The organism is Amycolatopsis ponsaeliensis (assembly GCF_030182635.1).
Classification (GTDB): domain Bacteria; phylum Actinomycetota; class Actinomycetes; order Mycobacteriales; family Pseudonocardiaceae; genus Amycolatopsis; species Amycolatopsis ponsaeliensis.
On record NZ_JAPZLD010000031.1, the window covers coordinates 44,671 to 69,779 of the forward strand.

Below are 25,109 nucleotides of genomic sequence, written 5' to 3' on the forward strand. Positions count from 1 at the left end.
TGACGTTCGCGCGGTACATTTTCGCGTGTCCCGGGACGGGGTAAGGATGTCTGCATGCTGGACACCGAAGTGCTGTCGCGGACACCGCCACGGGCGCTCGACGTCGTCACCCCGCTCGGTGACGTGCGGTTCGCCGTCCGCATCGGTGGCTGGGACGTGCCCGCGAAACCCGAACACACCTGGGGCCTCGGCTCCGAGGCGCGGCTGTGCCGGTGGCGGCACCGGTCCGTGCGGCTCGACGTGCTCGCCGGGGCCACCACGCCCGAGCAGCCCGGCGTCACCCGGGAGACGGCGATCTTCCGGGTGCTGGCCAGGGAACCGCTCAGCGAGTTCGTCGTCCAGGCCGAGCTCGCCGATCCGCCGGCGGAGGTCACCGGCGACGACGGCGTCTTCACCGTCGAGACCGCCGAGTCCACGGTGTGCGTCGGCGGTCCCGGCGCCGAAGTGCTGCGCCGCTGTTGCGACGAAGGGCGGCACGTGCCGCCGTACTGGTCGGGGCGGCTGGCCGGCGCCGTCGAACTCGACGGCGCGCGGCTCACCTGGCAGCTGCCCGCGGTCGAGCGCGGGGACTACGCCGAGCTGTGGGTGTCCGTCGCCTGGAGCGCGGCGGGCGGGGATCCGGGCCGCGCCGTCGACATCGACGCGGCCCGAGTGCTGCGCGAGCTAACCCAGTGAAATCCGGTCCAGATCCGGAGCGCCCGCCCGGTCGTTGCCGATCCGGATCGTGTTGGCGCCCGCGTTCAGCGTCACCGGCACCGAAGTGGTGTACGGGGTGCTGTTGCCGACGCCGCTGACCTTGACCTCCACCGGCGTGCCGCCGTTCACCGACACGAAGTACGACCGGTCGCCGTTGACGGTGAAGTCGAGGTAGAGCGAGTACTGCCCGGCCGAGGCCACCGTCACGCCCGGGAACGTGACCGCCGCGCCCGCACTGCCGCCGATGTTGCGCACCTTCTGCCCGCCCGAGCACGGCGAGCAGCTCGTGACACCGGCGTCGCCGATGTCGTTGGCCGAGTCCTCCGCTTCGCGCATGAACACCCGGTCGGCCGGGCGCGGCTTCACCTGCACCGGCTTGCTCACCGACTTCGCGCGGCCGAGCGTCGTGAACGACGCCGTCACCGGGATGGTGACGTCCTGGGCGGCCGGGGCCGTCACGGTCCACGATCCACTCAGGACCTGACCGAGCCCCAGGTGCGACGCGGTCACCGGGGCACCCTGGAGGGTCCAGCCCGCGGGGACGACCGGGGCCAGCGACACCTGGTCGACCGGGTCGTCGACGTCGAGCCGCAGGGACGCGGTGATCCGCAAAGCCTGCTGGCCCGGCGAAACCCATTGCACCCCCGCGGGTTCCACGGTCAGCGTCGTCTTCGGGGTGGACGACTCGGGTGGCAGTGGCGCCACCGCGATCCGGTCGAGGCCGGTGGTGCCGGAGACCTTGATCGTGTTGGCGCCGGCTTTCAGCGGCGCGGCGATCGCCGCCGGGGCGCTGACGGTGATCGGCGCGGCGCCGTTGACGCTCACCGCGAGCGTGCCGGGGCCGGTCGTGTCGAGCTGCAGCCGCGAGGGGCCTGCGGCCTGGACGCCGCGGAAGGTGACCGCGCCGCGGTCGAGCCCGGTGACGGCGGCCGTGCCCGAGCACGCTTCGCACCACACCGGCGATGCCTTGCCCTCGAAGCCGTTGCGGGGGGACTCCGCTTCGAGGGGCAGCTCGCCGTGCGGATCGGGGTAGCCGTAGGCGACGTCGATCTCGTCGAGGGCGAGCTGGTGGAAGAACGGCTTGGCCTGCGGGCCGGACCACGTGTTCAGCACCTCGAGCTTGAGGTACCGCGCGTGCACCTCGCCGACGTCGACGAACTGCACGCCGCGGGTGCTCGGCAGGGCGCCGGTGCGGACCGGTGTGCCCCAGTTCTTCCCGTCGTCACTGGCGTAGACGCGGTAGTCCTTGATCCGCGCGGAATCCTCGGCGCGGCCGAAGGACTCGCGGGCGGCCGTCGGCGACGACTCGCGCTCGTGCACCGCCAGGTAGGCCGTCGAGCGCTTCTTGCCGAGGTCGAGCGTCACGGACACCGGTTGCTGCCCGCCCGCGTCCCAGTAGTCCAGGTAGCTGCCGTCGGTGAGGTTCGCCGCCGGGTGCCCGGGTGCCGAGGTCGACGCGGTCGCCTTGATCGTGCTCTTGTCGTAGAAGTACTGCTGCCCGGCGGTGTCCACTTCGAACACCGTGTCGTAGGTGTCCCAGTCCTTGATGTCCATAATGGACAGATAGCCGCCGGACTGCGCGAACTTCATCGGCTTTCCGGTGCGCACATCGGACACGCCGGTGACGCGGTAGCCGTTGTCGCGCAGGCGGACCAGGTTCGTCGACGGCCGCGTGACGACGTGCACGTACTGCGTCTTCGCGCCGGGCTTGACGGTGATGACGCCGTGCGCGCCGTCGTTCCAGAAGCCGGGTTGCAGGCCGCCGTACAGGTAGCCGCCGCCTTCGGTGCCGAGCAAGGACTCCTTGATCGGCTGCGTCCAGGACGCCATGAAGTTGTTGAACGCCTCCTGCTGCGGCGGGAACTTCCCGTTCAGCATGGCGGTTTCGGCCATCAGCGACTTGATCGACGAACCCGCGTTCGTGATGTAACGGCCGGTCGAGAGCCGGAAGTCGACGGCCTGGTCGCCGCCGCTGTACCACCAGTCGCCGTTGGTCGGCAGCTTGTAGTCGGCCTCGGTGAGCCGCGGCATCGGCGTGTAGATCGCCTGCGGGTAGTCGTAGGACGGCGTCATGCCGGTCTTCTGCTCGTTGCTGACCGTGTCCATGATCGGCGTGTCCTCGTTGTTGTTGCTCAGCAACCAGGACGGCCGCTTGTCGCGGATGTGTTCGTAGAGCCCGTGCTGCTCCCAGTACTCGTTGTCGTTGTCGATCCAGAAGCCGGCGAGGTCGGCGTAGCGGTCCATGACCTCGTCGAACAGGTCGTAGCTGAACTCGCCGAAGCCCGGGCGCGTCGTCAGGTCGACCGGGTGGCCCTTGTACGCCGAATAGGCGGCCGAGTCGAGCGACTCGTGGCCGGTTTCGTTGTGCCATTGGGGATCGTCGGTCATGTAGAGCATCACGCGGACGCCCTTGGCCTTGCCCGCGGCGATCAGCTCGCCGAGGAAGTCGCGCTGGGTCGAGCAGCTCCCCGGGACCTTCGACGGCCACGGCCGCGCGTAGCCCAGCCGGCTGTGGAAGGTGGTGAGGACGACGTAGGACGCGCCGAGCTTCGTCGCTTCGTCGATCCAGTAGTCCGGGGTCCAGCCGCCGGCGGTGACGTCGTGCTCCCAGGCGGCGCAGTCGGTGTGCCGCGGCGCGGTGAACATGCCCCAGTGCAGGAACAACCCGGCCGTCGAAGCCCGCAGCCAGTCCTGGCGCGGGTTGAAGAGCTCGGCGTTCGCGGGGGTGACCAGGCTCGCCAGCAACATGATGACCGCGGCGAGGCAGGCTCGGACTCTCATGGCCACTCCTTCGTCGGAGAGGTCCGATGATTATGTGGTCATATATCGTACGTCAAGGGGAGATGCCGCTGAGCGGGATGCAATCGTCCGATCTGTCACATCGTGGCCGTGGCATACGTCAAGGTGGTGACGTACGCGAAAGGACGAGCCCGTGAACGACGATCTGCTGGCCCGCAGCTTCGAAACCCATCGAGACCACCTGCGGTCGGTCGCCTACCGGATGCTCGGTTCGCTGAGCGAGGCCGAGGACGCCGTCCAGGAGTCGTGGCTGCGGCTGAGCCGGAGCGACTCGGCGGCCGTCGAGAACCTGGGCGGCTGGCTGACGACGGTCGTCGGCCGCGTCTGCCTCGACATGCTGCGCTCGCGCAAGGCCCGGCGCGAGGAGCCGTGGGACGTCCTGGTGCCCGACCCGATCATCAGCCGTGACGACGCCGGGCCCGAGCACGAGGCGCTGATGGCGGACTCGGTCGGCCTCGCGCTGCTGGTCGTGCTCGACACGCTCACCCCGGGCGAGCGGCTGGCGTTCGTGCTGCGGGACATGTTCGCGATGCCGTTCGAGGAGATCGCGTCGATCGTCGGCCGGTCCGAAGCGGCGACCCGGCAGCTGGCGAGCCGCGCCCGGCGGCGGGTCCAGGGCGCCCCGGTCGCCCCGGACCCGGACCTGTCCCGGCAGCGCGAAGTCGTCGACGCCTTCCTGGCGGCGGCCCGCGGCGGCGACTTCGACGCACTGGTCTCGGTCCTCGATCCGGAGGTCGTGCTGCGCGCCGACCGCGGCGCGGCACTGGGCGGCTCGATCGAGGTGCGCGGCCCGGCGGCGGTGGCGAACCAGGCGCTGACGTTCTCCCGGCTCGGCGCGGGCGGCGGCGTCGTTCGCCGGGCCCTGGTCAACGGAGCGGCGGGCGTGGTCGGCACTCGCGACGGCCGGCCGTTCTCGGTGCTGGGCTTCACGGTGGCGGGCGGGCGGATCGTCGAGATCGACATCCTCGCCGACCCCGACCGCCTCGGCCGGCTGGACCTGGCGGTGCTCGACTGACGGGTGCCTTGACGCATGTCAGGTTCCTGACATACAGTGATTGATGTCAGGAACCTGACATGTAGAAAAGGAGTACCACCATGCCCGCCACCGGCCCCGACTTCCTCTCGCTCCAAGCGCGCGACCTCGACGCTTCGCAGGCTTTCTACGAGCAGTACCTCGGTCTCGTCCGCTCGCCGGCCGGACCGCCGCACGCCGTCGTCTTCGAGACGAAGCCGATCGCGTTCGCCCTCCGCGACGTCCTTCCCGGCACCGATCTCGCCTCCGTCGCCCAGCCCGGCATCGGTGCCGCGATCTGGCTCCACGCCACCGACGTCCAGGCCATTCACGACGCTCTCGCCGCCGACGGCCACCCCATCGTCTCCGCGCCGATCGACGGCCCCTTCGGCCGGACGTTCACCTTCGCCGACCCCGACGGCTACCGGATCACTCTCCACGACCGCGGCTGATCGTCTCGTCGACCACCTCGCCGGACTCGTCGGTGACCAGTGCGATGCCGTCGGCCGCGTCGAAGTGGAGGTAGTGGCGGCGGCCGTCCGCATAACTGCGGACCGTGCCTGCCACCACGACCACCAGCTCGCCGTCCTCCACCGCGTACAGGTCGTCCGGGCTCAGGACCTCGTGGATGTGCGTGCCGTTGGTGACGAGCGTGCGGACGCGGCGGCCCGTGTGGTCGTAGCCGTACAGCGCGTTGACCCCGTCGTCGCCGTGGACTCCGCGCAGGCGGCCGAACGCGTCGTGGATCTCGCTGCCCGACCGCGGTTCGCCGGCGGCGCCGAGCGCGACCTCGTGCAGCCAGCCACCCGGGCCCGTGATGACGTGCTTCGGCGAGAAGTGCTCGCTGACGCCGTTCGCGTAGTGCACCTCGGCACGGCGGCCGTGCAGGTCGTACCGGACCTCGTCGACGAACCCGGGCACGCACACCAGCCGCCCGACCTCGTCGTACTGGTGGTGGACGGCCAGCCGCCCGTCGCCCGCGTCGGGGTAGACCACTTCGGACAGCCGGCCGTCCGCGCGGCGCACGACGTCCAGCCGGTACTCGACGGCGACGTGTGCCGGCCGCCAGCGCCGCTCGACCGGGTGGCCGAGCGCGTCGTAGCCGAACAGCGTCACGCCGGATTCGTCGGCGACGCGCACCAGCCGCCCGCAGCTGTGCGGCCCCGCTTCGAGCGGCACCGGGAGCCCGCCGTCGTGGTAGGTGAACGTCGTGACCGGGGTGCCGCCCGGGTCGTCGACCAGCAGCGCGACCACCCGGTCGGCCGCGTCGTGCACGCGGTAAACCGTGTGGCCGCCGGTCCGCGTCTCGACCGCGTTGCCGGCCGCGTCGCGGGCGTGCACCACCCCCTGGGCATCCCGCAGCTCCCGGCCGAGCAGGTCCCGCACGCCATGAAGGGCACCCTCATGGACATAAGAGCCATGAGGGTGCCCTTCATGGCTTTCCTGCGCCGTGCCGTCCAGCAAGCGGCCGAGCGCGTCGTAGCGGAACTCCTCCGCCGCGACCGGCGGGTGCCCGTCGCGGAACCCGCGGCTCGTCCGGCACACCAGGCCGCGCGCGCAGTACTCGTGGTGCTCGTCGACGACGTCGCCGAGCAGCTCGGCGTGCCGGCGCTGCAGCAGCCGGTCCGCGCCGTCGCGCAGCTCCGACGTCACGATCACCTCCGCCTCGCCGGACACCGCCCGCTGCTCGGTGGTGACCCGCGTGCCGTCGTAGCGGTACCGGACGGTCGGCAGCTCCGCCGAGTCGCCCGGCCGCACCACGGTTTCGGGACGCCCCAGCGGGTCGAGGGTCACCGTCGTGACCGCGCCCGCCGGGTCGGTCACCTCGCACACGCGCGCCGTGCGGACGTCGTAGCGCGTCGACGTCACGTTCCCGAGCGGGTCCGAGGCGATCTCGGGGAAGCACCGGTCGGCGGAGTAGCGCACCTCGTGCGTGTGGCCGTGCGGCCCGGTCGTGGTGGTGCGCAGCCCGGCGACCGTGTCGAGCCGCCCGTGGAACGTCGTCGTCCACCAGCCGTCCTCGCCGGGGCGGCGGTGGTAGCCGTGGTGGCGGAAGTCCGGCAGGATCGGGCCGTAGACGTCGGCGACGAGCGCGTCGGTGAGCACCAGCTCCTCCCGCGCGGTGAGCAGGCCGTGGGTCCCGGCGCTGCCGTCGGGCCGCTCGTCGTAGCGGAACACCTGGTCGGACCGCACTTTCCCGCCGCCGTCCAGCTCGCGCACGCGGGCGGGCAGGGCGACGAAGCGGCGTTCGGGGGCGGTCGCGTACGTCGTGCGGGTCTCGCGGACCGCCGGCTCGCGGCCGGGCCGCTTGGTGGTCTCCACCTCCCGGACCGGGTTGCCGGTGGTGTCGAAGGCCGTCTCCGTCGTGGTGACCGACATCGGCCGTTCCCGGCGCTCGAACACCGTCACGACCGAACGCGTCCACTTCGGACGGCGGGCGTGCTCCACCCGGCGGTAGGGCCGGTCCGCCTCGGCGGAACCGTCGAGGCCGTAGGTCTCTTCCTTGTCGAGCAAGCCGCCCTCGCCGAACCAGCGCACGGTCCGCAGCGTGGGCGCGTACTCGTCGCCGAGCTCGTCCTGGACTACGCGGCCGAACCCGGCGGTCCGCCGGTCGTGGTACTCGAACTCGGTCACGCCCGTCTGCCCGGTCGCCGTTTCGCGCCGCGTGACGCGCCGGACGACCGGGAGCGACTCGACGGTCGCGTACTCGACCGCCGTGTGCAGCCCGATCCCGTTGTCGATCTCGCTCAGCCGCCCGGTGCGCGGGAAGTCGGCGGGCTCCAGGGAGAAGTAGGACACGACGTCGTCGAGCAGCAGCACGCCGCCGCCGGTCCGGGTCTTCGCGGCGACCTGGACTCGTTGCGGCGCCGGCGGTTCCGTGCGGGCGTACGCCAGCCGCAGCGCCGGCGCGGCCGCCTCGGCGCCGTGCGCGTCGAACCCGGTGAGCACGACCGAGGTCAGCAGGGACGCGCCGGTGAAGTCGTCTTCGTCGTAGCCGAAGCGCCACCGCCGGACGAGCGGCCGCGCGTCCTCGGGCACCCGCAGGTCGACCCGGGCGCACCGCAGCGCCGTCGTCACGAGGGTGCCGCTGCGGCCCCAGCGCAGGACGTCCGGCCGCGGCTCGTACGTGAAGTCCACTTCGTACGGTCCGTAGGACACGTTCGCGAGGTACGCCTGGCCGCTGTGGTGGACCCAGCCGAACGCCGCGGTGTTGCCGAACGCGTCCTCGGTCCGTTCGAGGTACCAGGCGGACCCGGCGGCCCGGCCGCCGTCGGTCGTCCCGAGGACGTGCCGGACACCCGACCGGGTGGTCAGCACGAAGCCGTCGCCGCGGCGGGCGAGCCGGCCCTCGGCGCCGGCACGCGGGTGGCCGCCGGCCAGCCGGACGTGCGGCAGCGGCAACGCGAACCCGCCGCCGAAGGCGCCGTTCGCCGCGGCGGTGGTGTAGCGCAGCGCCAGTGCGGGCGCGACGCCGCCGGGACCCGGGGGCAGGTCGAGCGGCACCGTGAAGCTGCCCCCGCCGGTCGCGGGTTCCGGGGTGAACACGCCACCCAGCCCCCGCACCGGCGCGGGCCGGCCTGCCTCCTGCGCGCTCACCCGGAGCGGAACCATGCTGATCTCCCCGACTCGATCCGTGACTTCCGGACGGCCAAGTGGGTGAGGCGGGCCCGCCAGATACGTCGTCACCCGTTTGCCGTGCTCGTTACCCATTCGTGATGTCAGTGTCGTATCCCGGTGGCGGCTCACCGGTCTTTCCCGGGTGCCATCAGTGATCAATGGCGGAGGGTGGACCCGATGGTCGTCAAGTTCGTGCGGGACGAGATCGCGGAAGCGGCGGAGGACGCGAGCACGCTCAACGAGCTCCCGACCCCGCCCAGGCAGTTGCTCGACCGGCACGGCGCGCGGGTGCTCGACCCGGCGACGGCGGTCGTCGCCGCCGGGCAGCCGGTCCCGCGCACCACCGTCTACCGGCCGGGCACCTTCCTGCTCCCCAACCGGTACCTGCGCGACCAGGAGTCCCTGGCCGCGATCAACCGCGTGCTCGGCCGCATCGGCATCTACGCCGAACCGGCCGACCGCGGCGGCGACAGCTCGGGGTACGGCCGCGTCCGGCAGCTCGACGACCTGCCCGTCCGCGCCCTGCTGCACGTCCGCGAGGACTCCGACCCCGTCGTCGTCGACTGCTGGAAGGCCCTGCAGCTGCTGCGGTCGGCCGCTTCGGGCGAGAAGCCCGAGATCGACCCGGAGATCGTCCGGCGGATCTCCGTCGAGCACCTGCTCTTCACCTCACCAGTGTTCGGCGGGGTGCCGTGGGAGACCAGCGGTCTCGGCGGCACGCCGTGGGAGACCAGCGGGTTCGGCGCGGGCAGCTCGTACGGGCGCACCCACGGGGCCAACCGGATCCCGGTGACGCTCGCCGCGGACCCGCCCTACCGCAGCAAGAAGCCCGCGCACCGGCGGCCGGTCGTCGCCGTGCTCGACACCGGTATCGGCCCGCACCGCTGGTTCGGGCTGGCCGACCGCACCGGCCCGCCGCCCGCCGGCTCCGGCCTCGCCGTCGCACCCGGCATCCAGGCCGCGATCCTGCAGGCCGAGCAGGACTCGGGCACCACGCTGCCGACCCAGCTGCTCACCGACTACTGGGACGCGCCGACGACCGGCCAGCCGCTGATCGGCGACGTCGACACCGACACCGGGCACGGCCTGTTCATCGCCGGCATCATCCGGCAGGCCTGCCCCGAAGCCGACACCCTCGCGATCCGCGTCGTGCACAGCGACGGCGTCGCGTACGAGGGCGACGTGCTGCTGGCGCTGCACCTGCTCGCCGACCGCGTCCGCAACGCGCAGGCGAACAACCGGCCCCAGGACATGGTCGACGTCGTCTCGATCTCGATGGGCTACTACGTCGAAGACCCGGCGGACGTCGCCTTCACCGGCCAGTTCGGCGCGGCGATCGCGGACCTGCTCGGCCTCGGCGTGCTCGTCGTCGCGGCCGCGGGCAACGACGCCACCACCCGCCGCTTCTACCCGGCGGCGTTCGCCGACCAGCCGCTCGGCGGCGGCTGCGGCCCGCAGGTGATCAGCGTCGGCGCGCTCAACCCCGACGTCGGCACCAGCAAGGCGCTGTTCTCCAACGAGGGCCCGTGGGTGCGGTGCTGGGCGACCGGCGCCGGCGTCGTCAGCACGTACCCGACCGACGTCCGCGGCAGCGCGGCCGCCGACCACGAGCTGCCCGGCCGCAACTCCTTCGACCCGGACGACTACAGCGCCGGCTTCGCGGTGTGGGACGGGACGTCGTTCGCCGCGCCGCTCGCCGCCGCCGAGCTCGCCAAGGCCCTGTTCCAGTCCGGTGACCTGGCCACCGTCGACCGCGACACCGTCGTCAAGCGCGCTTGGACCGCGCTGGGCTCGCTGTGACCGTGGCCAAGACCGACCACAGCCGGGTAGCGGCACTGTTCGACGCCGCGCGGGAGGGCGACCGCGCGGCGCTGGACGAACTGGTTTCCCTGCTCACGCCGCTGCTCTGGCAGGTCGCGCGTGACCAGGGTCTGGACGCCGATCAGGCCGCCGACGTCGTGCAGACGACGTGGCTGCGCCTGCTCGGTTCGTTCGCGGAGATCCGCTCGCCGGTCGCGCTGACCGGCTGGCTGATCACCGTGACCAAGCGGGAAGCCTGGCGGGCTGGGGAAAAGCGCCAGGTGGAGCGGCCGCTTCCGGAGCTTCCGGAGCGGCTGTCCGAAGCGTCACCGGCACCCGAGGAGGGGGTGCTGCGCGACGACCAGCGCGCTCGTTTGTGGCGTGCGGTCGACGCATTGCCCGAACGCTGCCGCAGCTTGCTGCGGATCGTGGCGTTCGTGCACCGGCCGGACTACGCCGAAGTGGGCGCCCGGCTGGGAATGCCGAGGGGGAGTATCGGCCCGACCAGGGGACGTTGCCTCGCGCGCCTGCGCGAGCAGCTACTCGCCAACGGCGAAGGAGATTGGCTGTGACCACCGTCGAACCACCCGGCGCGAACGAGCCGCTGGACGCGCTCGACTTCCGGCTGCTGACCGGATTGCGCGAACTGTGGGAAGACGCCGACCCGATGCCTCCGACGCTGGTGGAGCAGATCCGCTTCGCGATCCAGCTGGAGGACGTCGACCTGGAAGTGATGCGCATCCGGGAACAGGAGGGACTCGCGGTCACGCGGAGCGCGGCGGAACAGGGCCGGCTCATCACGTTCGACAGCGAGAGCCTGACGATCATGGTGAACGTGAGCCCCGAGCCCGGGGGGACGATCCGCCTGGACGGGTGGCTGACCCCGCCGGCGGAGCACCCGATCGAGGTCCGCACCGCGAACGGCCCCTTGGCGACCACATCGGACGCCGAGGGGCGGTTCGCGGTCAGCGCCGTGCCGCACGGGATGGTGCAGGTGCTGGTGCGGACCCTGGGCCGGGCCAGGACGGTGAGCACCCCGGCCATCGAACTCTGACGCGGTTCCCCGGGGAAACGTCTTGAATGAGTCATTCAGGACCTCCCAAGACCTGAATGACTCATTCAAGACAACCGCGGGCGAGGCCACCGACCCGCGCCCGCCGAAGGCACCCGCCGGGAACCCGGCTTTGCCGGGCCCATCGCATCGGCTGCACACCGGATACCGCGCCCTGACGTGAAAATCCGCCGTTCCGGCAAGAGCTCCCGGACCACCCGGGCCCGGAGGTACGATCCGGGACGTCCTTCTCGGCCGAGGGGGACGGCCCCGGCCGGAAGGGCAGCCTGTGGTCGCGTCGCCGAGGGCGGAAGACCGGGTGCGCGACCTGCATCGGCGTGCGGTCGCGGCGACCAACAACGGCCAGCCCGTGGTCGGCGGCCGCCTGATCCGGTCCGCCGCGCGGCTTCTCGGCCTGCCCGCGAAGCAGCCGCCGCCGGAATGGCCGTCCTGGCCGGACCTCGCCACGCGCGTGCTCGGCACGTACGCCGCGGTCGAAACCGCGTTGGGCAACAGCACCCGCGGGCTCGCGCTGCTCGACGAAGCCGACGTCCTCGTGTCCGACGCCGGGCGCGGGATCCTGCGTCAGCAACGGGGTCTCGTCTTCATCCTGATCGGCCGGATGGACGAAGCACTGCGGTGCTTCGACGAGGCGATCCCCCTGCTGCGCCAAGCCGGCGAGTTCGTCGTGCTCGCCCGGACGCTGCTCAACCGCGCGATGCTGCACCAGTACGCCGGGCGCGTCCGGCTCGCGCTCGCCGACCTCGACCAGTGCGAGCAGATCGGCGCCGGTCAGGCCTCGGAAGAAGGCCTGGAGCGGATTTTCGCCAAGGCGGCGCACGGACGCGGCCAGGCGCGCGTGCTCACCGGCGACATCCCGGGCGCCCTGCGGGACTTCGACGCGGCGAGCGGGTTCTACGCCGAACAGAGCGTCGGGATGCTGCCGGTGCTGGCCGTCGACAAGGCCCGCGCGCTGCTCGCGGCCGGGGTGCCGCAGGAAGCCGCCGCCGAACTCGACGCGGCGCTGGAGCAGTTCCCGCGGCTGCGGATGAACCAGGAACACGCCGAAGCCGAGCTGACCCGCGCCCTGGCCGCGCTGGCGAGCGGGCACGCGTCGGCCGCGCGGAGCTGGGCCGGTCGCGCCGAACGCCGCTTTCGCCGTCGCGGCAACGAAACCTGGGCGGCGGTCGCGCAGCTGACCGTGCTGCGCGCGGACTTCGCGGCCGGACGGCGGATCGCCCGCGTCGCCACCGAGGCGACCGCGCTGGCCGACCGGCTCACCGGATTGGGCCTGCGCAACGACGCCGAGATCGCCGCGCTGCTCGCCGCCCGCGCCCGCATCGCCCTGGGCGACCTCGACGGCGCCCGCGCCGGCATCGCCCCGCGCGACCGCCGGGCCGCGCCACTGGAAAACCGCCTGGTCCGGCGGCTCGCGCTGGCCGAACTCGGCGCCGCCAGCGGAGACCGGCGCATCACCTTCGCCAACGCGCGCGCCGGGCTGACGCAGCTGGAGCGCCACCGCGGCCGGTTCGGCAGCATCGACCTGCAGACCGCGACGACGTCGCTCGGCAAGGAGCTCGCCGACGCCGGCCTCGCCGCCGCGCTGGCCCAGCGCTCGCCCGGCGTCGTCTTCCGGTGGCTCGACCGTTCGCGCGCACAGGCGTTCCGGTTCCGGCCGGTGCGCCCGCCCGCGCACCCGGAAACCGTCGACGCCGTCGCCGAGCTGCGGTACCTCTCGATGCAGATCCGCGCGGGCGAGCTGTCCGGGAAGCCGGACACCCAGGCCGTGAAGCGGTGCGCCGCACTGGAACGCGAGATCCGCGCCAAAGGCTGGCAGGCCGAGGGCACCGCCGTCGACCACCCGGAGGCGCAGCTGCGCGAGGTCGGCGACGAGCTCGCCGAGACCGGCAGCGCGATGGTCTGCTTCCTCGCCGACCACGGCGCGTTGTGCGCGCAGGTGATCTCGAACCACCGGGTCGCGCTGATCGAGCTCGGCCCGGCGTCGGCCGTCGCCGAACCGGTCGCGCGGCTGCACAGCGACCTCGACGCGTTGTGCGGGCGCCAGCTGCCGCCGCAGCTCGACCAGGTCATCCGCCGGTCGGTGCGGACGCAGGTCACCGCGCTGGACGGGATCCTGCTGGCGCCGCTGGCTTCCCGGCTCGGCGACCTCGACGTCGTCGTCGTGCCGACGGGCGCGCTTTCGGCGATCCCGTGGGGCCTGCTGCCGACGTTGCGCGGGCGCCCGGTGACGGTCACGCCGTCGTCGTCGGCCTGGCTCGACGCGGGCCGCCGTCCGCGCCGCGCGGCCGGGGCGCCGCTGCTGGTGGCGGGCTCGGACCTGACCCACGCGGAAACCGAGGTCTCCCTGCTGGCGCCGCTCTACCCGGAGGCCGAGGTGCTGACCGGGCCGGACGCGACGGTCGCGGCGACGCTCAAGGCGTTCGACGGCTGCCGCCTCGCGCACTTCGCCGCGCACGGCCACCACGAACAGGAGAACGTGCTGTTCTCCCGGCTGAACCTGGCCGACGGGCCGCTGATGGCCTACGACGTCCAGCAGCTTTCGACCGCGCCCGAGCAGGTGGTGCTGTCGTCGTGCGACGTCGGCCAGGCGGTGGTCCGCGACGGCGACGAGGTCCTCGGCTTCACGGCGGCGTTGCTCTACGGCGGCAGCCGGACGGTCGTCTCGAGCGTGGCGCGCGTCGACGACCGGACGGCCGGCGGCGTGATGCTGGCCTACCACCGGGCGCTCTCGGCGGGCACGCCCCCTGCGCGTGCCCTGGCCGACGCGGCCCAGGCGGAACCGCTGATGCCGTTCGTCTGCTTCGGCCGTAGCTGACGTTTGTTCCGACGTCCGGCCGTCCCCGAGGTTGCTTTCGGGTGATCGACCCCATCGCGGCGCATCCCCGGGTGGCCGCCGGGCATCTCTCCCTGTGAGTCCAGTTGATCACGGAACGAGGGAGGATGACCATGAAGCGAACCGGTACCGCGCTGATCGTCGGGGGTCTGGCGGCCGGCGGGCTGTTCCTGGCGGCCGGGGCCGCGAACGCCATGCCGAGCGACACGCCGTGCGGGGCGTCGGACGTCCACGTGACCGTGGCGCCCGACCCGTCTCACGCCGCCGGGCACGAGGCTTACGTCCTCACCTACACCGCGGCCTCGCCGACGACGAACTGCAAGCTCGAGGGCGCGCCGACGGCGTTGACCTTCATCGCCGGCGGGCAGCGGCTGCCGGTCACCGCGACCCCGGACGGGAGCGAGTCCGTGCCGGTGAACCTGCGCGAGGGTCACCCGGCGGTGTCGCGGATCGTGCAGCGCTCGGCGGCGGCGGCCGTCTCGCCGACCGTGGTGACGTTCGACCTGCCGACCGGGCCGTACGGGCAGCCGGTGAGCGTCGAGTGGCCGGCGGGGGCGCCGCTGAAGGGCGACACCGTGCAGGTCACGCCGGTCAGCAGCTGAGCTTTTCCGACACAGGGAGGAATGTCATGAAGCGCATCTTGATGGGGATCGGCACGGTGGCGGGGGCCTTCGCGCTGGCGGCGTGCGGGACTTCGACGGCGGCTCAGGCGCCGGCTGGTCCGGTTGCGGCCGCGCCTGCCGCTCAGGGGGCATCCGGTGGCGGGGTGGCGACGGCGTCCTCCCGGACGCCGCGGTGCACGACGGCCGACCTGGAGGTCCTGCTGGGCAAGCCGGCCGAGAAGAACGACGCGCCGGGCCAGTTCGACATCCCGCTGACGTACCGCAACACGACGGACCACACGTGCGGGTTGTATGGCGTCCCGGGCGTCGACCTGGTCGGCCCGGACGACGCGACGTTCGGCCCGGTCTACCACCTGCCGCGCGTCGACAACGGCGTGAAGTACAACGAGGTGCCCGCGGGCACGACGGCGTCGGCGACGATCACGGTCGTGAAGCCGGCGGCCGGTGAGCCGGCGTGGACGCCGACGAAGCTGAACACGATCCCGCCGGGCCAGACATCGGCGCTGACGGCGAAGTGGCCGTCGGACCTCCCGGTGCTCCGCCAGGACGCGGCGACCCACCCGGGCTCGTACGTGAACGGCATCCTGGCCGACCCGGCCTGAAAACCGCCTCGTCACTCGATCGGGTGAAGCAGGGGGCCACGCGTCATTCCTGGCGTGTGGCTCCCTCTTTCTCGGTGCGGCGGTAACCGGCCGGCACGCCCCCCGACTGGCCGGTTACCGCTGCGGTGTCTCTACCCACGGTGGAGCAGCACGACGGAGTCCGTCTCCGCGACGCGCAGGTATCCCGTGCTCTTCAGCTCCTCCAAAGCGAGCCCCTTCGTGGCCAACGTCGTCGGCCAGGACTGTTCCGGCTTCGCCACCGCCACCCACTCGGGCCGTTCCTTCGACGCGCCGTCGAAGAACAGCACCATGCAGCGCGACGTCAGCCGCGGGGCCAGCCGGTTGGACGCCATCACCGTCGCGTCGTCCGGAATGCGGGCCAGGACCGTGTCGATGCCGGCCCGCTGCGACGGCGTCCAGACGCCGTCCGTCAGATGCGCCACCTGCAAGCCCAGCGACGCCAGCCCGGCCACGAGCGCGCACGCCGGGAAGAGCCACTGCCGGTCGAACCTCCGGACGCCGTCGGCCGCCGCGAGGAACACGATCGGCATCAGGACCGCGCTGTAGTGGTAGCCCATGCCCCAGTAGCGGTCGTTCGCCGAGACCAGCCGCCACAGCAGCGTCGGCACCGCGAGCAGCAGCACCGGCGATCGCAGCGCCGCGAACGCCGTCGGCACCACCAGGGCCAGCAGCATCGACACTTTGACGATCGACCCGCCGAAGGGGTTCAAGCCACCGCTGTGCGCGTACGCGCCGGCCGGGTTCAGCGCCGGCAGCACGACCGTCACCAGCAGAACCGACGTCGCGACGCCGAAGCCGGCCACCGCCCAGCCGAGCCGGCGCTGCCCCTTGAACACCAGGACCACGCCCACCGCGGCGAGCGTCAGCGGCAGGTCCTCCTTGACCAGCACCAGCGGCAACGCGCACCACACCGCCGCCCGCCACCGTTCGCGCAGCAGGTGCTCCGCGGCGAACGCCACCATCGGGACGGCGAAGCAGACCTCGTGGAAGTCGAAGTTCACGGCGGACAGCAGCCCCCACGACAGCACGTACCCCGCGGACACGACCACGCCCCGGCGGGCACCCAGCACGCGGGAAGCGCAGCGCGTCACGGGCACCGCGGAGAGCGCGAACAGGAAGGCCTGCGCGACCAGCAGGCATGCCGGCGACGGCCACAGCAGGTAGAACGGCGCCAGCAGCGCCAGGATCGGGTGGAAGTGGTCGCCGAGCGTCGGCGCGCCGGGGCCGAGCAGGTCCGACACGGGCCAGTGGCCGTGCGCGTAGGACCGCACCGCCTGCTCGAAGATCCCCAGGTCGAACCCGCTCGCGTCGAACGTCCTCAGCCGCTGCAGCGACCAGGCGGAATACCCGGCGAAGGCGACCGCGGCGACGAGATAGGGGATCGCGCGGGTTTCGCGCGTGCGCGCCGGAGCCGGCGCGAGGTCGATCAGCATGGCGGGATGCTCTTGGGGCCACGCTGAACCGGAGCTTAAGCGAGCTGAAGACGTCTTCAGGCAAGCGGAAGACGCAGCTCCAGCCGCGCGCCGGACGTGCTGTCGGCGACGCGCAGGGTGCCGCCGTGCGTGTGCGCGATCTCCGCGGCGATCGCCAGGCCCAGCCCGGAGCCGCCGTCGTCTTCGCGGGCGCGGTCCTCGTCGAGCCGCACGAACCGGTCGAAGACGCGTTCGCGCTGCCCGGCCGGGATGCCGGGCCCGTCGTCCTCGACCGTGAGCACGCTCTCGCCGCCGGACGCGGTGAGCGTGATCGTCACCCGGCTCTTCGCGTGGCGTTCGGCGTTGTCGACGAGGTTGCGCAGCACGCGTTCCAGCCGTCCCGCGTGGCCTCGCACCACCGGCGTCGCTTCGAGATCCGTTTCGATCTCGACGCCGTCGTGGGCGACCCGCGCGGCGACGTGCGTGGTCACCAGGTCCGCCAGCGCCACCGGTCCGGTCCCGGCGGGCTGGTCCGCGTCCAGCTTGCTGAGCAGCAGCAGGTCCGCGGCCAGCGTCTCCATCCGCGTCACGTCGAGCACGGCGTTTTCGCAGCTGCGGCGCCAGTCGAGCCGGTCGGGGTGGGCGAGCTGCACCTCGAGCTGGGTGCGCAGCGACGCGAGCGGCGTGCGCAGCTCGTGCGAGGCGTCCGCGGTGAACTGGCTCTGCCGCCGCACCGAGCTGTCGAGCCGGGCCAGCATCTCGTTCATCGTCACGGCGAGCTCGGTGATCTCGTCACCGGAGTCCGGCACGGGGACGCGGCGCCCGAGGTCGCCCGCGCGCACGCCGTCGACCTCGGCGCGGATGCCGCCCACCGCGCGCAGCGACCGCCGCACCGCGAACCAGGCGACGCCGCCGACGAGCAGCGCGGCCGCGGGCACCCCGCCCCAGAGGATCCGTTCCGCGGTGGCCAAGGTTTCGAGGCCGACGGGGTCGACCTTCTCCGCCGCCAGGACCGCGTAACGGCGGTCTTTCGTCCGCGCGGTGCTGTAGAGCTGTTCGTCCTGGCCGAACGGCTGGACGATGACGCAGTCCGGCGCGTACACCCGGACCGGCTCGTCGTCGGGGAACTGCTTCGCCCGGCCGATCGAGCAGTCGGCCGCCTGCCGGCTGATCATGTACCCGCCGCCCTTGGCGTACCGCTGCGGCACGTCGGCCGGGGCGACCCCCGAGTTCAGCAGGGCGAGCAGCGTGTCGACCTTGTCGCTCGCCCGGGCCCTGGCGTTGTTTTCGAGAGGGCTTTGCAGCGTGGACACGAACCAGTACGCCCCGAGGCCGAGGACGAGTGCCGCGGCGAGCGCGGCGAAGAGGGCGACCCGCCACCGGGTCGACCGGGGCAGGAGCCGGATCATGAGCAGAAGATAACCGCACCTTCGGAGACCCGGGAAGCCGTCCTGGCTCCTACCGTCGATAGCCATGACGCTCGAGAGGTGGGAGGCGGTGCGCGCCGCGCTGCCGGAGACCGGCGCCCGGTTCGCGGACCTGGTGGCCGGCGTGCCGCACGGGGACACGACGTCGCTCGGCGAGTGGTCGATCGCCGAGACGGCGTCGCACGTCGGGATGATCGCGCTGATGTACACGTCGATGATCCGCGGCGACGGCGGTCCGCTGCCGCTGCCGGGCCTGAAGGACCCGATCGGCACGGCCAGCGTCGACACGATCTCGGACATGAACGCCCTAGCGCTGGAGCTTTACCCGGAACGCGACCCGGCCCGGCTGGCCGAGCGGCTGCGCGCGGACATCGCCGAGGTGCTGCTGGTCAGCGCGGACCTGGACCCGGAGAAGCCGGTGTGGTGGCTGGGCGGTTCGCGCGTGCCGGTCGCCGGCGTGCTCGCCCACCTGGTGAACGAAATGCTGCTGCACGGCCTCGACATCGCCCGCGCGACCCGTCGCCCATGGCCCATCCCGGCGGCGCACGAGGCGCTGTTCCTGGAGCTGTTCCTGTTCGGCATGGTCCGCAACGACATGGGCCGCCTCCTCGACGACGCGAAACCGTCCCCACGCCGCATCGCGGTCGAGTTCCGTTCGGCGCACACTCGCCCGGCGGTGCTGGCTCTGCGGCACGGGCAGTTGCGTTTCGAGGAACCGGACGGCACGGCGGACGTACGGCTCAGGTTCGACCCGGCGGTGCTGGTACCGATGATGTTCGGCCGCATTTCCCGCGCACGGGCGGTTTTGAGCGGCGGCGTCCGGATCGGCGGGCCGCGGCCGTGGCTGCTCCCGGCGTTCCTGCGGACCGTGCGGATGCCCTAGCGAGTCAGTTCGCCGACCAGCCGTCGCCCCATTCGGCCTCCCGCGCCGCGCGGTAGCGCGGGCCTTGCTTCTTCGAGACTGCCACGCCCGGCTTCAAGCCGTCCGTCGTACACAGGTCGAGCGCGACCCACCCCTTGTGCTTCTTCGGGTGCCGGATGATCCGCGCGTCCGGCCGCTCCGGCGCCGATCGCGACGCGACGACGTACGCGAACTTCTCGTCCTCGAACCCGAGCGTCCCCGCCTTGAGCCGCCGGTGCAGGCCCGACCGCGGGAGCCGCGCGGCGAAGTGGCACCAGTCCTCGCCGGGCACGATCGGGCAGGCGGCGTCGTGCGGGCACGGCGCGACGACGTGCAGACCCAGCTCGACCAGCAGCGCCCGGGCGGCGCGGATCCGTTCGTAGCCCGCGGGGGTGCCCGGTTCGACCAGCGCGACCGTCCCGGCTTTCGCCGCCAGCCAGCGGACGACGTCGGCGCGGGTGGCGTCCGGCAGTTCGCCGAGCACGTAGGAGAGCGTGACGAGGTCGGCTTCCGGCGCGGGCGCGGCCGGGTCGACGAACCCGCGCCGCCACTCGGCGTCCCGGACGGCGGCGTTCGTGGCCCCGGCGGCGAGCCGCTTGCCGAGCCCGATGGCCCCGGCGACCTGCTCCAGGACGGTGCAGCGAGCCAGCGACGGCCACACGGCCGCGGCCGCCCAGACCGCGGCCCCGGTGCCGCCACCGACGTCGACCTGCGTCCGCGGCTCGAAGCCGGGAGCACGCGAAGCGGCTTCGGCGAGCACAGCGTGTACGGCGGCGTAGGTGGCCGGCATCCGGTAACCGGCGTACGCGGCGACGTCGGCTTCGGAGCTGAGGATGGGCGAGGTCGCCGCGTCACCCTGGCGGTAGCGCGTGCTGAGCCGGTCGACGGACTGCGCGAGCCGCGGCACGGGGTGCCGGGCCAGCTCGTCGTCGAGCGCGGAGGAGAGGTCGTCGGGGAGTACCGCCACGACGGCAGGTTAGCCGGGGCCGCACCAGGGCCGGGCGTGGGGGGGGGGGGGGGGGGGGGGGGGCGGCGGGGCCCCCCCCCCCCGCCACACCGATACCCCCTGTCCGAATTGCCCCGCCGACACGACCCTGAGCTGCTAGTTTCCGGGCGCGAAAACTTTTTCGCCGAAGCTGTCGATTCACGGCGGGGCCGTTCGACGCGTGGGCAGGACCGACCGAGAGGAGACCGCGATGCGGTTCATGGTGATCGTCAAGAGCAACGAAGAGTCCGAGGCCGGCCAGGGCCCGAGCGCCGAACTGCTGGCCGAGATGGCGAGCTTCAACGAAGAGCTGGTCAAGGCCGGTGTCCTGCTCGCCGGTGAGGGCCTGACGCCGAGCTCGCAGGGCGCGCGCGTCGTGTTCTCCGGGCGTGAAGAGCCGAAGGTCGTCGACGGGCCGTTCGCCGAGACCAAGGAGCTCGTCGGCGGCTTCTGGATCCTTCAGTGCCGTGATCGCGACGAGTGCGTCGAGTGGGTCAAGCGGATGCCGAACCCCGAGGGGCAGGCCGGCGTCGTCGAGATCCGGCGGGTCGCCGAGGCGTCCGACTTCGAAAACATGACGCCCGAGGTCGAGGAGCTGGAGGGCCGGCTTCGCGCGCAGAGCGCCGGGGACGCGTGATGCGGTTCCTGGTGATGGTCAAGGCCACGCCGGAGTCCGAGGCCGGCGCCGGGCCCAGCACCGAAGAGCTCGAAACGATGTCGAAGTTCAACGAAGAACTCCTGAACGACGGCCGGATCGTGTTCGCCGAGGGCCTCACCCCCAGCTCGGAGGGCGTGCGCGTCCTCTTCGAAGGCAACGCCGAACCGAAGATCGTCGACGGGCCCTTCGCCGAGTCGAAGGAGCTCGTCGCCGGGGTCTGGGTGCTCAACGGCGAATCCCTCGAAGACGTCGTCGCGCTCATGCGGCGCGCACCGAACCCCGAGGCCAAGGGCGGCGTCATCGAGATCCGCGCCATCGCCGAGTAGTGGGTTGCACCGCGCCCGATCACCCTGTCTGATGACCGGGTGACGGTTGCGGACACCCGGAGCACGGTCGAGACGGTATGGCGGATCGAGTCGCCGCGGCTCATCGCGGGCCTGGCCCGCATGGCCCGCGGCGACGTCGGTCTAGCCGAGGAGCTGGCGCAGGACGCGCTCGTCGCGGCGCTGGAGCAGTGGCCGGAGTCCGGCGTGCCGCGCAACCCCGGCGCGTGGCTGATGACCATCGCCAAGCGCCGCGCGGTCGACCAGTTCCGCCGCAACGAGCGGTACGCCGAGAAGCTCGAAGAGGTCGGCCGCGACCAGCAGCTCGGCGAGGGCGTGCTGCCCGACTTCGACGCCGCCCTCGACGACCACATCCAGGACGACCTCCTGCGCCTGCTCTTCGTCGCGTGCCACCCGGTGCTGAACACGCAAGCGCGCGTCGCGCTGACGCTGCGGATGCTCGGCGGGCTGACCACCGACGAGATCGCGCGCGCCTTCCTGGTCCGCGAGTCGACGATCGCGCAGCGGATCGTCCGGGCGAAGAAGGCCCTCGCGGCGGCGAAGGTCCCGTTCGAGGTGCCCGAGGGCGACGAGCGCGTCGCCCGGCTGTCGTCCGTGCTCGAGGTCCTCTACCTGGTGTTCAACGAGGGCTATTCGGCGACCCGCGGCGACGACTGGATGCGCCCGGCGCTTTGCGAAGAAGCGATGCGCCTCGGCCGCGTCCTGGCCGGGCTGATGCCGGGCGAGTCCGAGGTGCACGGCCTGGTCGCGCTGATGGAACTGCAGTCGTCACGCTCGAAGGCCCGCACCGGCCCGAACGGCGAACCGGTGCTCCTGCTGGACCAGGACCGTGGCCGCTGGGACCGTTTCCTGATCCAGCACGGCCTGGCGGCCCTGACGCTGTCGGAGCAGATCGCCGACGGCGCGTACGGCCCGTACTCCGCCCAGGCGGCGATCGCGGCGTGCCACGCCCGCGCCCGGACGGCGGACGAGACGGACTGGGCGCGCATCGCGGCGCTGTACGAGGGGCTCGGCAAGCTCCAGCCGTCCCCGGTGATCGAGCTGAACCGCGGCGTGGCGGTGGCGATGGCGTACGGCCCGGCGGCGGGGCTGGAGGTCGTCGACGCGGTGGCCGACGATCCGGCGCTGAAGGACTACCACCTCCTCCCGAGCGTCCGCGGCGACCTGCTGGAGAAGCTGGGCCGGCTCGCGGAGGCGGAGCAGGAGTACAGACGGGCGGCGGAGATGACGGAGAACGCCCGGGAACGGGCCTTGCTGCTGGACCGCGCGACGGCGGTGGGCCGCTGACGCCGTGCTCGCCTCGCTGCTGCCCGGCTTCCGCGACGTCCGCAGTGCGCTGGTCGCGGGGTACATGTGGTTCTGCGCCGGCTGGCTGCTGATCGGCCACTACCGGCCGCCGCCGGCCGGGCTGCTGGGAAAACCGGCGCTGGAACTGCTGGAGCTGTTCGGGACGGGCGGGAAGCTCGCCGCGATCAGCGTGCTGTGCCTGCTGATCGGCGAGGTGACGGGCACGCTCGTGAAGTCGGCGTTCTTCGGCTTGAGCTACACCTACCTGCGACGGGTCACCGAGGACGACCTCGATCGCCTCCCGGGCGGCCCGCTCGGGCTGTTCCGGCCGGTGAGCGGCCGGACGCTCGACCGGATACGCAGCCGCGTCCGGCAGCACCACCACCAGCGCGAGGAGGCGGCGGCCTCCGACGCCACCCCGCGCGGGATCGACCGGCACGAGGTCGACCGGATCGCGCTCGACGCGGTGCGCGAGGTGCTGCACATGTCACCGCGGCTGATCGTGGCCAAGCCCGAGCTGTACGCGGAGTTCACCCGGATCAAGGGGGAGAGCGAATTCCGGGACGCCATCCTGGTCCCGCTGCCGGTGCTCGTGGTGGCGGTCTGCGTGAACCTGACCATGCCGGTCTGGCTCGAAGTGCTCGTGGTGGCCGCGACCTTGCTCGCCGACGGGTATCTGTTCGTCCAGGCGCGTCAGCAGTTCCGCACCGCGCACAGCCTGATCGGGCACAGCATCGCGGACGGGACGATCAGCTCGGCCGCGATGGGTGACTAGCGGTTCCGCCAGGCCATCGGCGACAACGTCAACGCCGCTTCCGCGATCTTCCTCGCGGTCTCCGTAGTGAGCCCCTTCCGCGCCGACTCGATCCACTCGTCGACGCGCTGCACCCCGACGTCCCGGTACTCCAACGCCTGCAGCAGCATCTCCAGCTTGTCGGCGTCCTTGGCGCACAACGCTTCGGCCGACGAGCGGGTCTCGTACTCGTCCACCGCCGAGCGGACCAGCTCCTGCGACCGCGGTGGCAGCGACGCCGTCTGGTCCGCCGTGATCTCCCGGGGCTCCGGCTTGCGCAGGTAGTCCACGGCCGTCAGCGGAAGATCACCCGTCCGGGTCTCCTGCGTGTCGTGCCACAGGGCCAGGAACGCCGCCCGCTCCGGCGACGCCCCTTCCTCCGCCGCGATCAGCGCCGCCAGCTGGGCGGCCCGCAGGCTGTGCTCGCCGACCGACTCCGGGTCGCGCACCCCCGCGTGCCACCAGCCCGACCGGCGGACGCGCTTCAGCAGACCCAGCTCGTACCCGAAGGCGGCAAGCGACTCACTCATGCCGCCCAGCCTAGGGCGACGGGATCATCGCCGTCAGGATCGTCGCCTGCAGCAGGGAAATCACGCCGACCACCGCGGTCAGCAGCAGCGACCACAGGAACGTCTGCCGCAGCAGCGACCCCTCCTTGCCGCTCTGCCCGATCGCCGTCGCGCCGATCGAGAGGTTCTGCGGCGAGATCATCTTGCCCATCACGCCGCCCGACGTGTTCGTCGCGCCCGCCAGGATCGGGTTCAGGTTCAGCTGCTGGGCCGAGATCACCTGCATCGGGCCGAACAGGCTGTTCGTCGACGCGTCCGACCCCGTCAGGAACACGCCCAGCCAGCCGATGTACGCCGAGAACAGCGGGAAGACCGCGCCCGTCGTCGCCAGGGCCAGGCCCAGCGTCTGCGTCGCGCCCGAGTAGTTCATCACGAACGCGATCGCCAGGATCATGAAGATCGTCGCGAGCGCCCAGCGCATCTGGTGCAGCGTCTTCCGGTACGTCTTGAGCAGCAACCCCGCCCGGCCGCCCATCGCGAACCCGGCGATGACCGCCGCGATCAGCGCCACCGTGCCGGGTGAGAACAAGAAGTCCACCGTGAACGTCGCCGCGTACGGCGCGTCCTTCGCGGTGATCGGCGGGTGCTGGATCACGTGGTTGTGCAGCCCCGGCCAGGCGAAGATCCAGTCCGCCTTGTGCAGCAGCTTCGTCAGGTCGAGCCAGGTGGGCAGATTCTTGAAGATCGTGCCGATCCGCGACAGGAAGATCGCCAGGATCAGGATGATGTAGGGCATCCACGCGTAGAGCGCGCCGCGTTCGGACTGCGCCGCACCCAAGCTCTTGACAGCGCTTTCTTCACCGTCGAAACGCCACACCGACGCCGGCTGCCAGAACCGCGTCAGGATCCACAGCGCGGCCATCGCGGTGAGCGCGGCGACGACGTCGACGAGGCTGGCGCTGATGTAGTTGGACACGACGAACTGCATGACCGCGAACGCGAGCCCGGCGGTCAGCACCGCCGGCCACACTTCGAGCATCCGCTTCCAGCCCGCGAGGACCACGACCAGGAACGCCGGGATGATCAGCGCGAGCACCGGCACCTGGCGGCCGACCGCCGCCGAGAACAGCTCGGTCGCCTGGTCCGGCTTGAGGTGCATGATCGGCGCGGTCAGCCTGCCGAGCACGATCAGCGGGTTGCCGAGCCCGCCGAACGCGACCGGCGCGGTGTTCGCCAGCAGCGCCAGCACGACGGCCTTCACCGGCGGGAACCCGAGCGCGGCCATCATCGCCGCCGTGATGGCGATCGGCGACCCGCCGCCCGCGACGCCTTCGAGGAGCGCGCCGAAGCCGAACGCGATGAGCAGCGCCTGCAGCCGCCGGTCTTCGCTGAACCCGGCGAGCACGCGCTTGATCGCGTCGAACCGGCCGGTGGCGACCGTGACGTTGTGGAAGTACACGGCGTGGAAGGCGATCCAGGCCACCGACCACACGCCGAAGACGACGCCCATCGCCGCGGAGTCGAACGCCAGCGCGGCCGGCATCCGGTACAGCAGCAGGGCGACGCCGAGCGCGGTGATGAGCGCGAGCGCCGCCGACAGGTGCGCGGAGAAGCGGATCACGCCGAGCGCGACCAGCAGCACGATGATCGGGAGCGCGGCGAGCAGCGCGGAGACCCACAGCCCGCCCGCCGGCTGGTAGTCCTGGATCCAGGTCAC

21 protein-coding genes are annotated in these 25,109 nt (G+C 72.2%); 14 read left to right on the top strand and 7 right to left on the bottom strand.

The genetic code is table 11. The features are described from left to right. Window positions 1-54 precede the first annotated feature (54 nt). A complete protein-coding gene (locus QQ657_RS36205; RefSeq protein WP_284746821.1) occupies window positions 55-675 on the top strand; it encodes a hypothetical protein in 621 nt (206 codons plus the stop codon). Here QQ657_RS36205 and QQ657_RS36210 read toward each other — a convergent pair. Beyond that, window positions 664-3,477: an alpha-L-fucosidase gene (locus QQ657_RS36210; protein ID WP_284746822.1), complete on the bottom strand. Its 2,814-nt coding sequence runs from the start codon at window positions 3,475-3,477 to the stop codon at window positions 664-666. The two genes, QQ657_RS36205 and QQ657_RS36210, sit on opposite strands and share 12 nt — an antisense overlap. Before the next feature lie 151 nt (window positions 3,478-3,628). Here QQ657_RS36210 and QQ657_RS36215 point away from each other — a divergent pair, with 151 nt between their 5' ends. Then, on the top strand, window positions 3,629-4,510 hold the full coding sequence (locus tag QQ657_RS36215; protein WP_284746823.1) for a sigma-70 family RNA polymerase sigma factor: 882 nt from the start codon (window positions 3,629-3,631) through the stop codon (window positions 4,508-4,510). Window positions 4,511-4,590: 80 nt separating this feature from the next. Further along, on the top strand, window positions 4,591-4,959 hold the full coding sequence (locus tag QQ657_RS36220) for a VOC family protein (RefSeq protein WP_284746824.1): 369 nt from the start codon (window positions 4,591-4,593) through the stop codon (window positions 4,957-4,959). On the opposite strand, the gene QQ657_RS36225 is transcribed toward QQ657_RS36220, so the two are convergent. Further along, complete coding sequence (locus QQ657_RS36225) at window positions 4,937-8,119, bottom strand: SpvB/TcaC N-terminal domain-containing protein (RefSeq protein WP_284746825.1); 3,183 nt, start codon at window positions 8,117-8,119, stop codon at window positions 4,937-4,939. The two genes, QQ657_RS36220 and QQ657_RS36225, sit on opposite strands and share 23 nt — an antisense overlap. Before the next feature lie 183 nt (window positions 8,120-8,302). Here QQ657_RS36225 and QQ657_RS36230 point away from each other — a divergent pair, with 183 nt between their 5' ends. From QQ657_RS36230 to QQ657_RS36255, 6 genes are all read left to right on the top strand, one after another. Continuing rightward, window positions 8,303-9,925, top strand: a complete 1,623-nt coding sequence (locus QQ657_RS36230; RefSeq protein ID WP_284746826.1) for a S8 family serine peptidase — start codon at window positions 8,303-8,305, stop codon at window positions 9,923-9,925. Next, window positions 9,922-10,497, top strand: a complete 576-nt coding sequence (locus QQ657_RS36235; RefSeq protein ID WP_350310734.1) for an RNA polymerase sigma factor — start codon at window positions 9,922-9,924, stop codon at window positions 10,495-10,497. The genes QQ657_RS36230 and QQ657_RS36235 overlap by 4 nt, the downstream gene beginning before the upstream one ends. After that, window positions 10,494-10,979: a hypothetical protein gene (locus tag QQ657_RS36240; protein ID WP_284746828.1), complete on the top strand. Its 486-nt coding sequence runs from the start codon at window positions 10,494-10,496 to the stop codon at window positions 10,977-10,979. The genes QQ657_RS36235 and QQ657_RS36240 overlap by 4 nt, the downstream gene beginning before the upstream one ends. Window positions 10,980-11,295: 316 nt before the next feature. Continuing rightward, window positions 11,296-13,812, top strand: coding sequence for a CHAT domain-containing protein (locus QQ657_RS36245; protein ID WP_284746829.1), 2,517 nt, complete (start codon window positions 11,296-11,298; stop codon window positions 13,810-13,812). 131 nt (window positions 13,813-13,943) lie between these two features. Next, a complete protein-coding gene (locus QQ657_RS36250) occupies window positions 13,944-14,432 on the top strand; it encodes a DUF4232 domain-containing protein (protein WP_284746830.1) in 489 nt (162 codons plus the stop codon). Between the two features lie 26 nt (window positions 14,433-14,458). Continuing rightward, window positions 14,459-15,055 (top strand): DUF4232 domain-containing protein, encoded by a 597-nt coding sequence (locus tag QQ657_RS36255; RefSeq protein WP_284746831.1) that lies wholly within the window; start codon window positions 14,459-14,461, stop codon window positions 15,053-15,055. Window positions 15,056-15,186: 131 nt separating this feature from the next. On the opposite strand, the gene QQ657_RS36260 is transcribed toward QQ657_RS36255, so the two are convergent. Beyond that, on the bottom strand, window positions 15,187-16,509 hold the full coding sequence (locus QQ657_RS36260) for a DUF2079 domain-containing protein (protein ID WP_284746832.1): 1,323 nt from the start codon (window positions 16,507-16,509) through the stop codon (window positions 15,187-15,189). Window positions 16,510-16,565: 56 nt separating this feature from the next. Then, a complete protein-coding gene (locus tag QQ657_RS36265) occupies window positions 16,566-17,897 on the bottom strand; it encodes a sensor histidine kinase (protein WP_284746833.1) in 1,332 nt (443 codons plus the stop codon). Window positions 17,898-17,961: 64 nt separating this feature from the next. On the opposite strand from QQ657_RS36265, the gene QQ657_RS36270 reads away from it, so the two are divergent. Beyond that, window positions 17,962-18,798 (top strand): maleylpyruvate isomerase N-terminal domain-containing protein, encoded by an 837-nt coding sequence (locus QQ657_RS36270; RefSeq protein WP_284746834.1) that lies wholly within the window; start codon window positions 17,962-17,964, stop codon window positions 18,796-18,798. A gap of 4 nt (window positions 18,799-18,802) precedes the next feature. Here QQ657_RS36270 and QQ657_RS36275 read toward each other — a convergent pair whose 3' ends face one another. Further along, on the bottom strand, window positions 18,803-19,783 hold the full coding sequence (locus QQ657_RS36275) for a small ribosomal subunit Rsm22 family protein (protein WP_284746835.1): 981 nt from the start codon (window positions 19,781-19,783) through the stop codon (window positions 18,803-18,805). Between the two features lie 229 nt (window positions 19,784-20,012). Between QQ657_RS36275 and QQ657_RS36280 the strand changes: the two genes are divergently transcribed. From QQ657_RS36280 to QQ657_RS36295, 4 genes are read left to right on the top strand one after another with little or no spacing between them, the layout of a single operon-like run. Further along, window positions 20,013-20,438, top strand: coding sequence for a YciI family protein (locus QQ657_RS36280; RefSeq protein WP_284746836.1), 426 nt, complete (start codon window positions 20,013-20,015; stop codon window positions 20,436-20,438). Next, window positions 20,438-20,785 (top strand): YciI family protein, encoded by a 348-nt coding sequence (locus QQ657_RS36285; RefSeq protein WP_284746837.1) that lies wholly within the window; start codon window positions 20,438-20,440, stop codon window positions 20,783-20,785. The genes QQ657_RS36280 and QQ657_RS36285 overlap by 1 nt, the downstream gene beginning before the upstream one ends. Before the next feature lie 39 nt (window positions 20,786-20,824). Further along, a complete protein-coding gene (locus tag QQ657_RS36290) occupies window positions 20,825-22,090 on the top strand; it encodes an RNA polymerase sigma factor (protein WP_284746838.1) in 1,266 nt (421 codons plus the stop codon). Between the two features lie 4 nt (window positions 22,091-22,094). Beyond that, the gene (locus QQ657_RS36295) at window positions 22,095-22,865 is read left to right on the top strand and encodes a hypothetical protein (RefSeq protein ID WP_284746839.1); all 771 of its coding nucleotides are present in this window, start codon (window positions 22,095-22,097) and stop codon (window positions 22,863-22,865) included. Here the strand turns inward: QQ657_RS36295 and QQ657_RS36300 are convergent. Next, the gene (locus QQ657_RS36300; RefSeq protein ID WP_284746840.1) at window positions 22,862-23,413 is read right to left on the bottom strand and encodes an HD domain-containing protein; all 552 of its coding nucleotides are present in this window, start codon (window positions 23,411-23,413) and stop codon (window positions 22,862-22,864) included. The genes QQ657_RS36295 and QQ657_RS36300 overlap by 4 nt on opposite strands. Before the next feature lie 10 nt (window positions 23,414-23,423). After that, window positions 23,424-25,109, bottom strand: a complete 1,686-nt coding sequence (locus QQ657_RS36305; RefSeq protein ID WP_284746841.1) for an L-lactate permease — start codon at window positions 25,107-25,109, stop codon at window positions 23,424-23,426.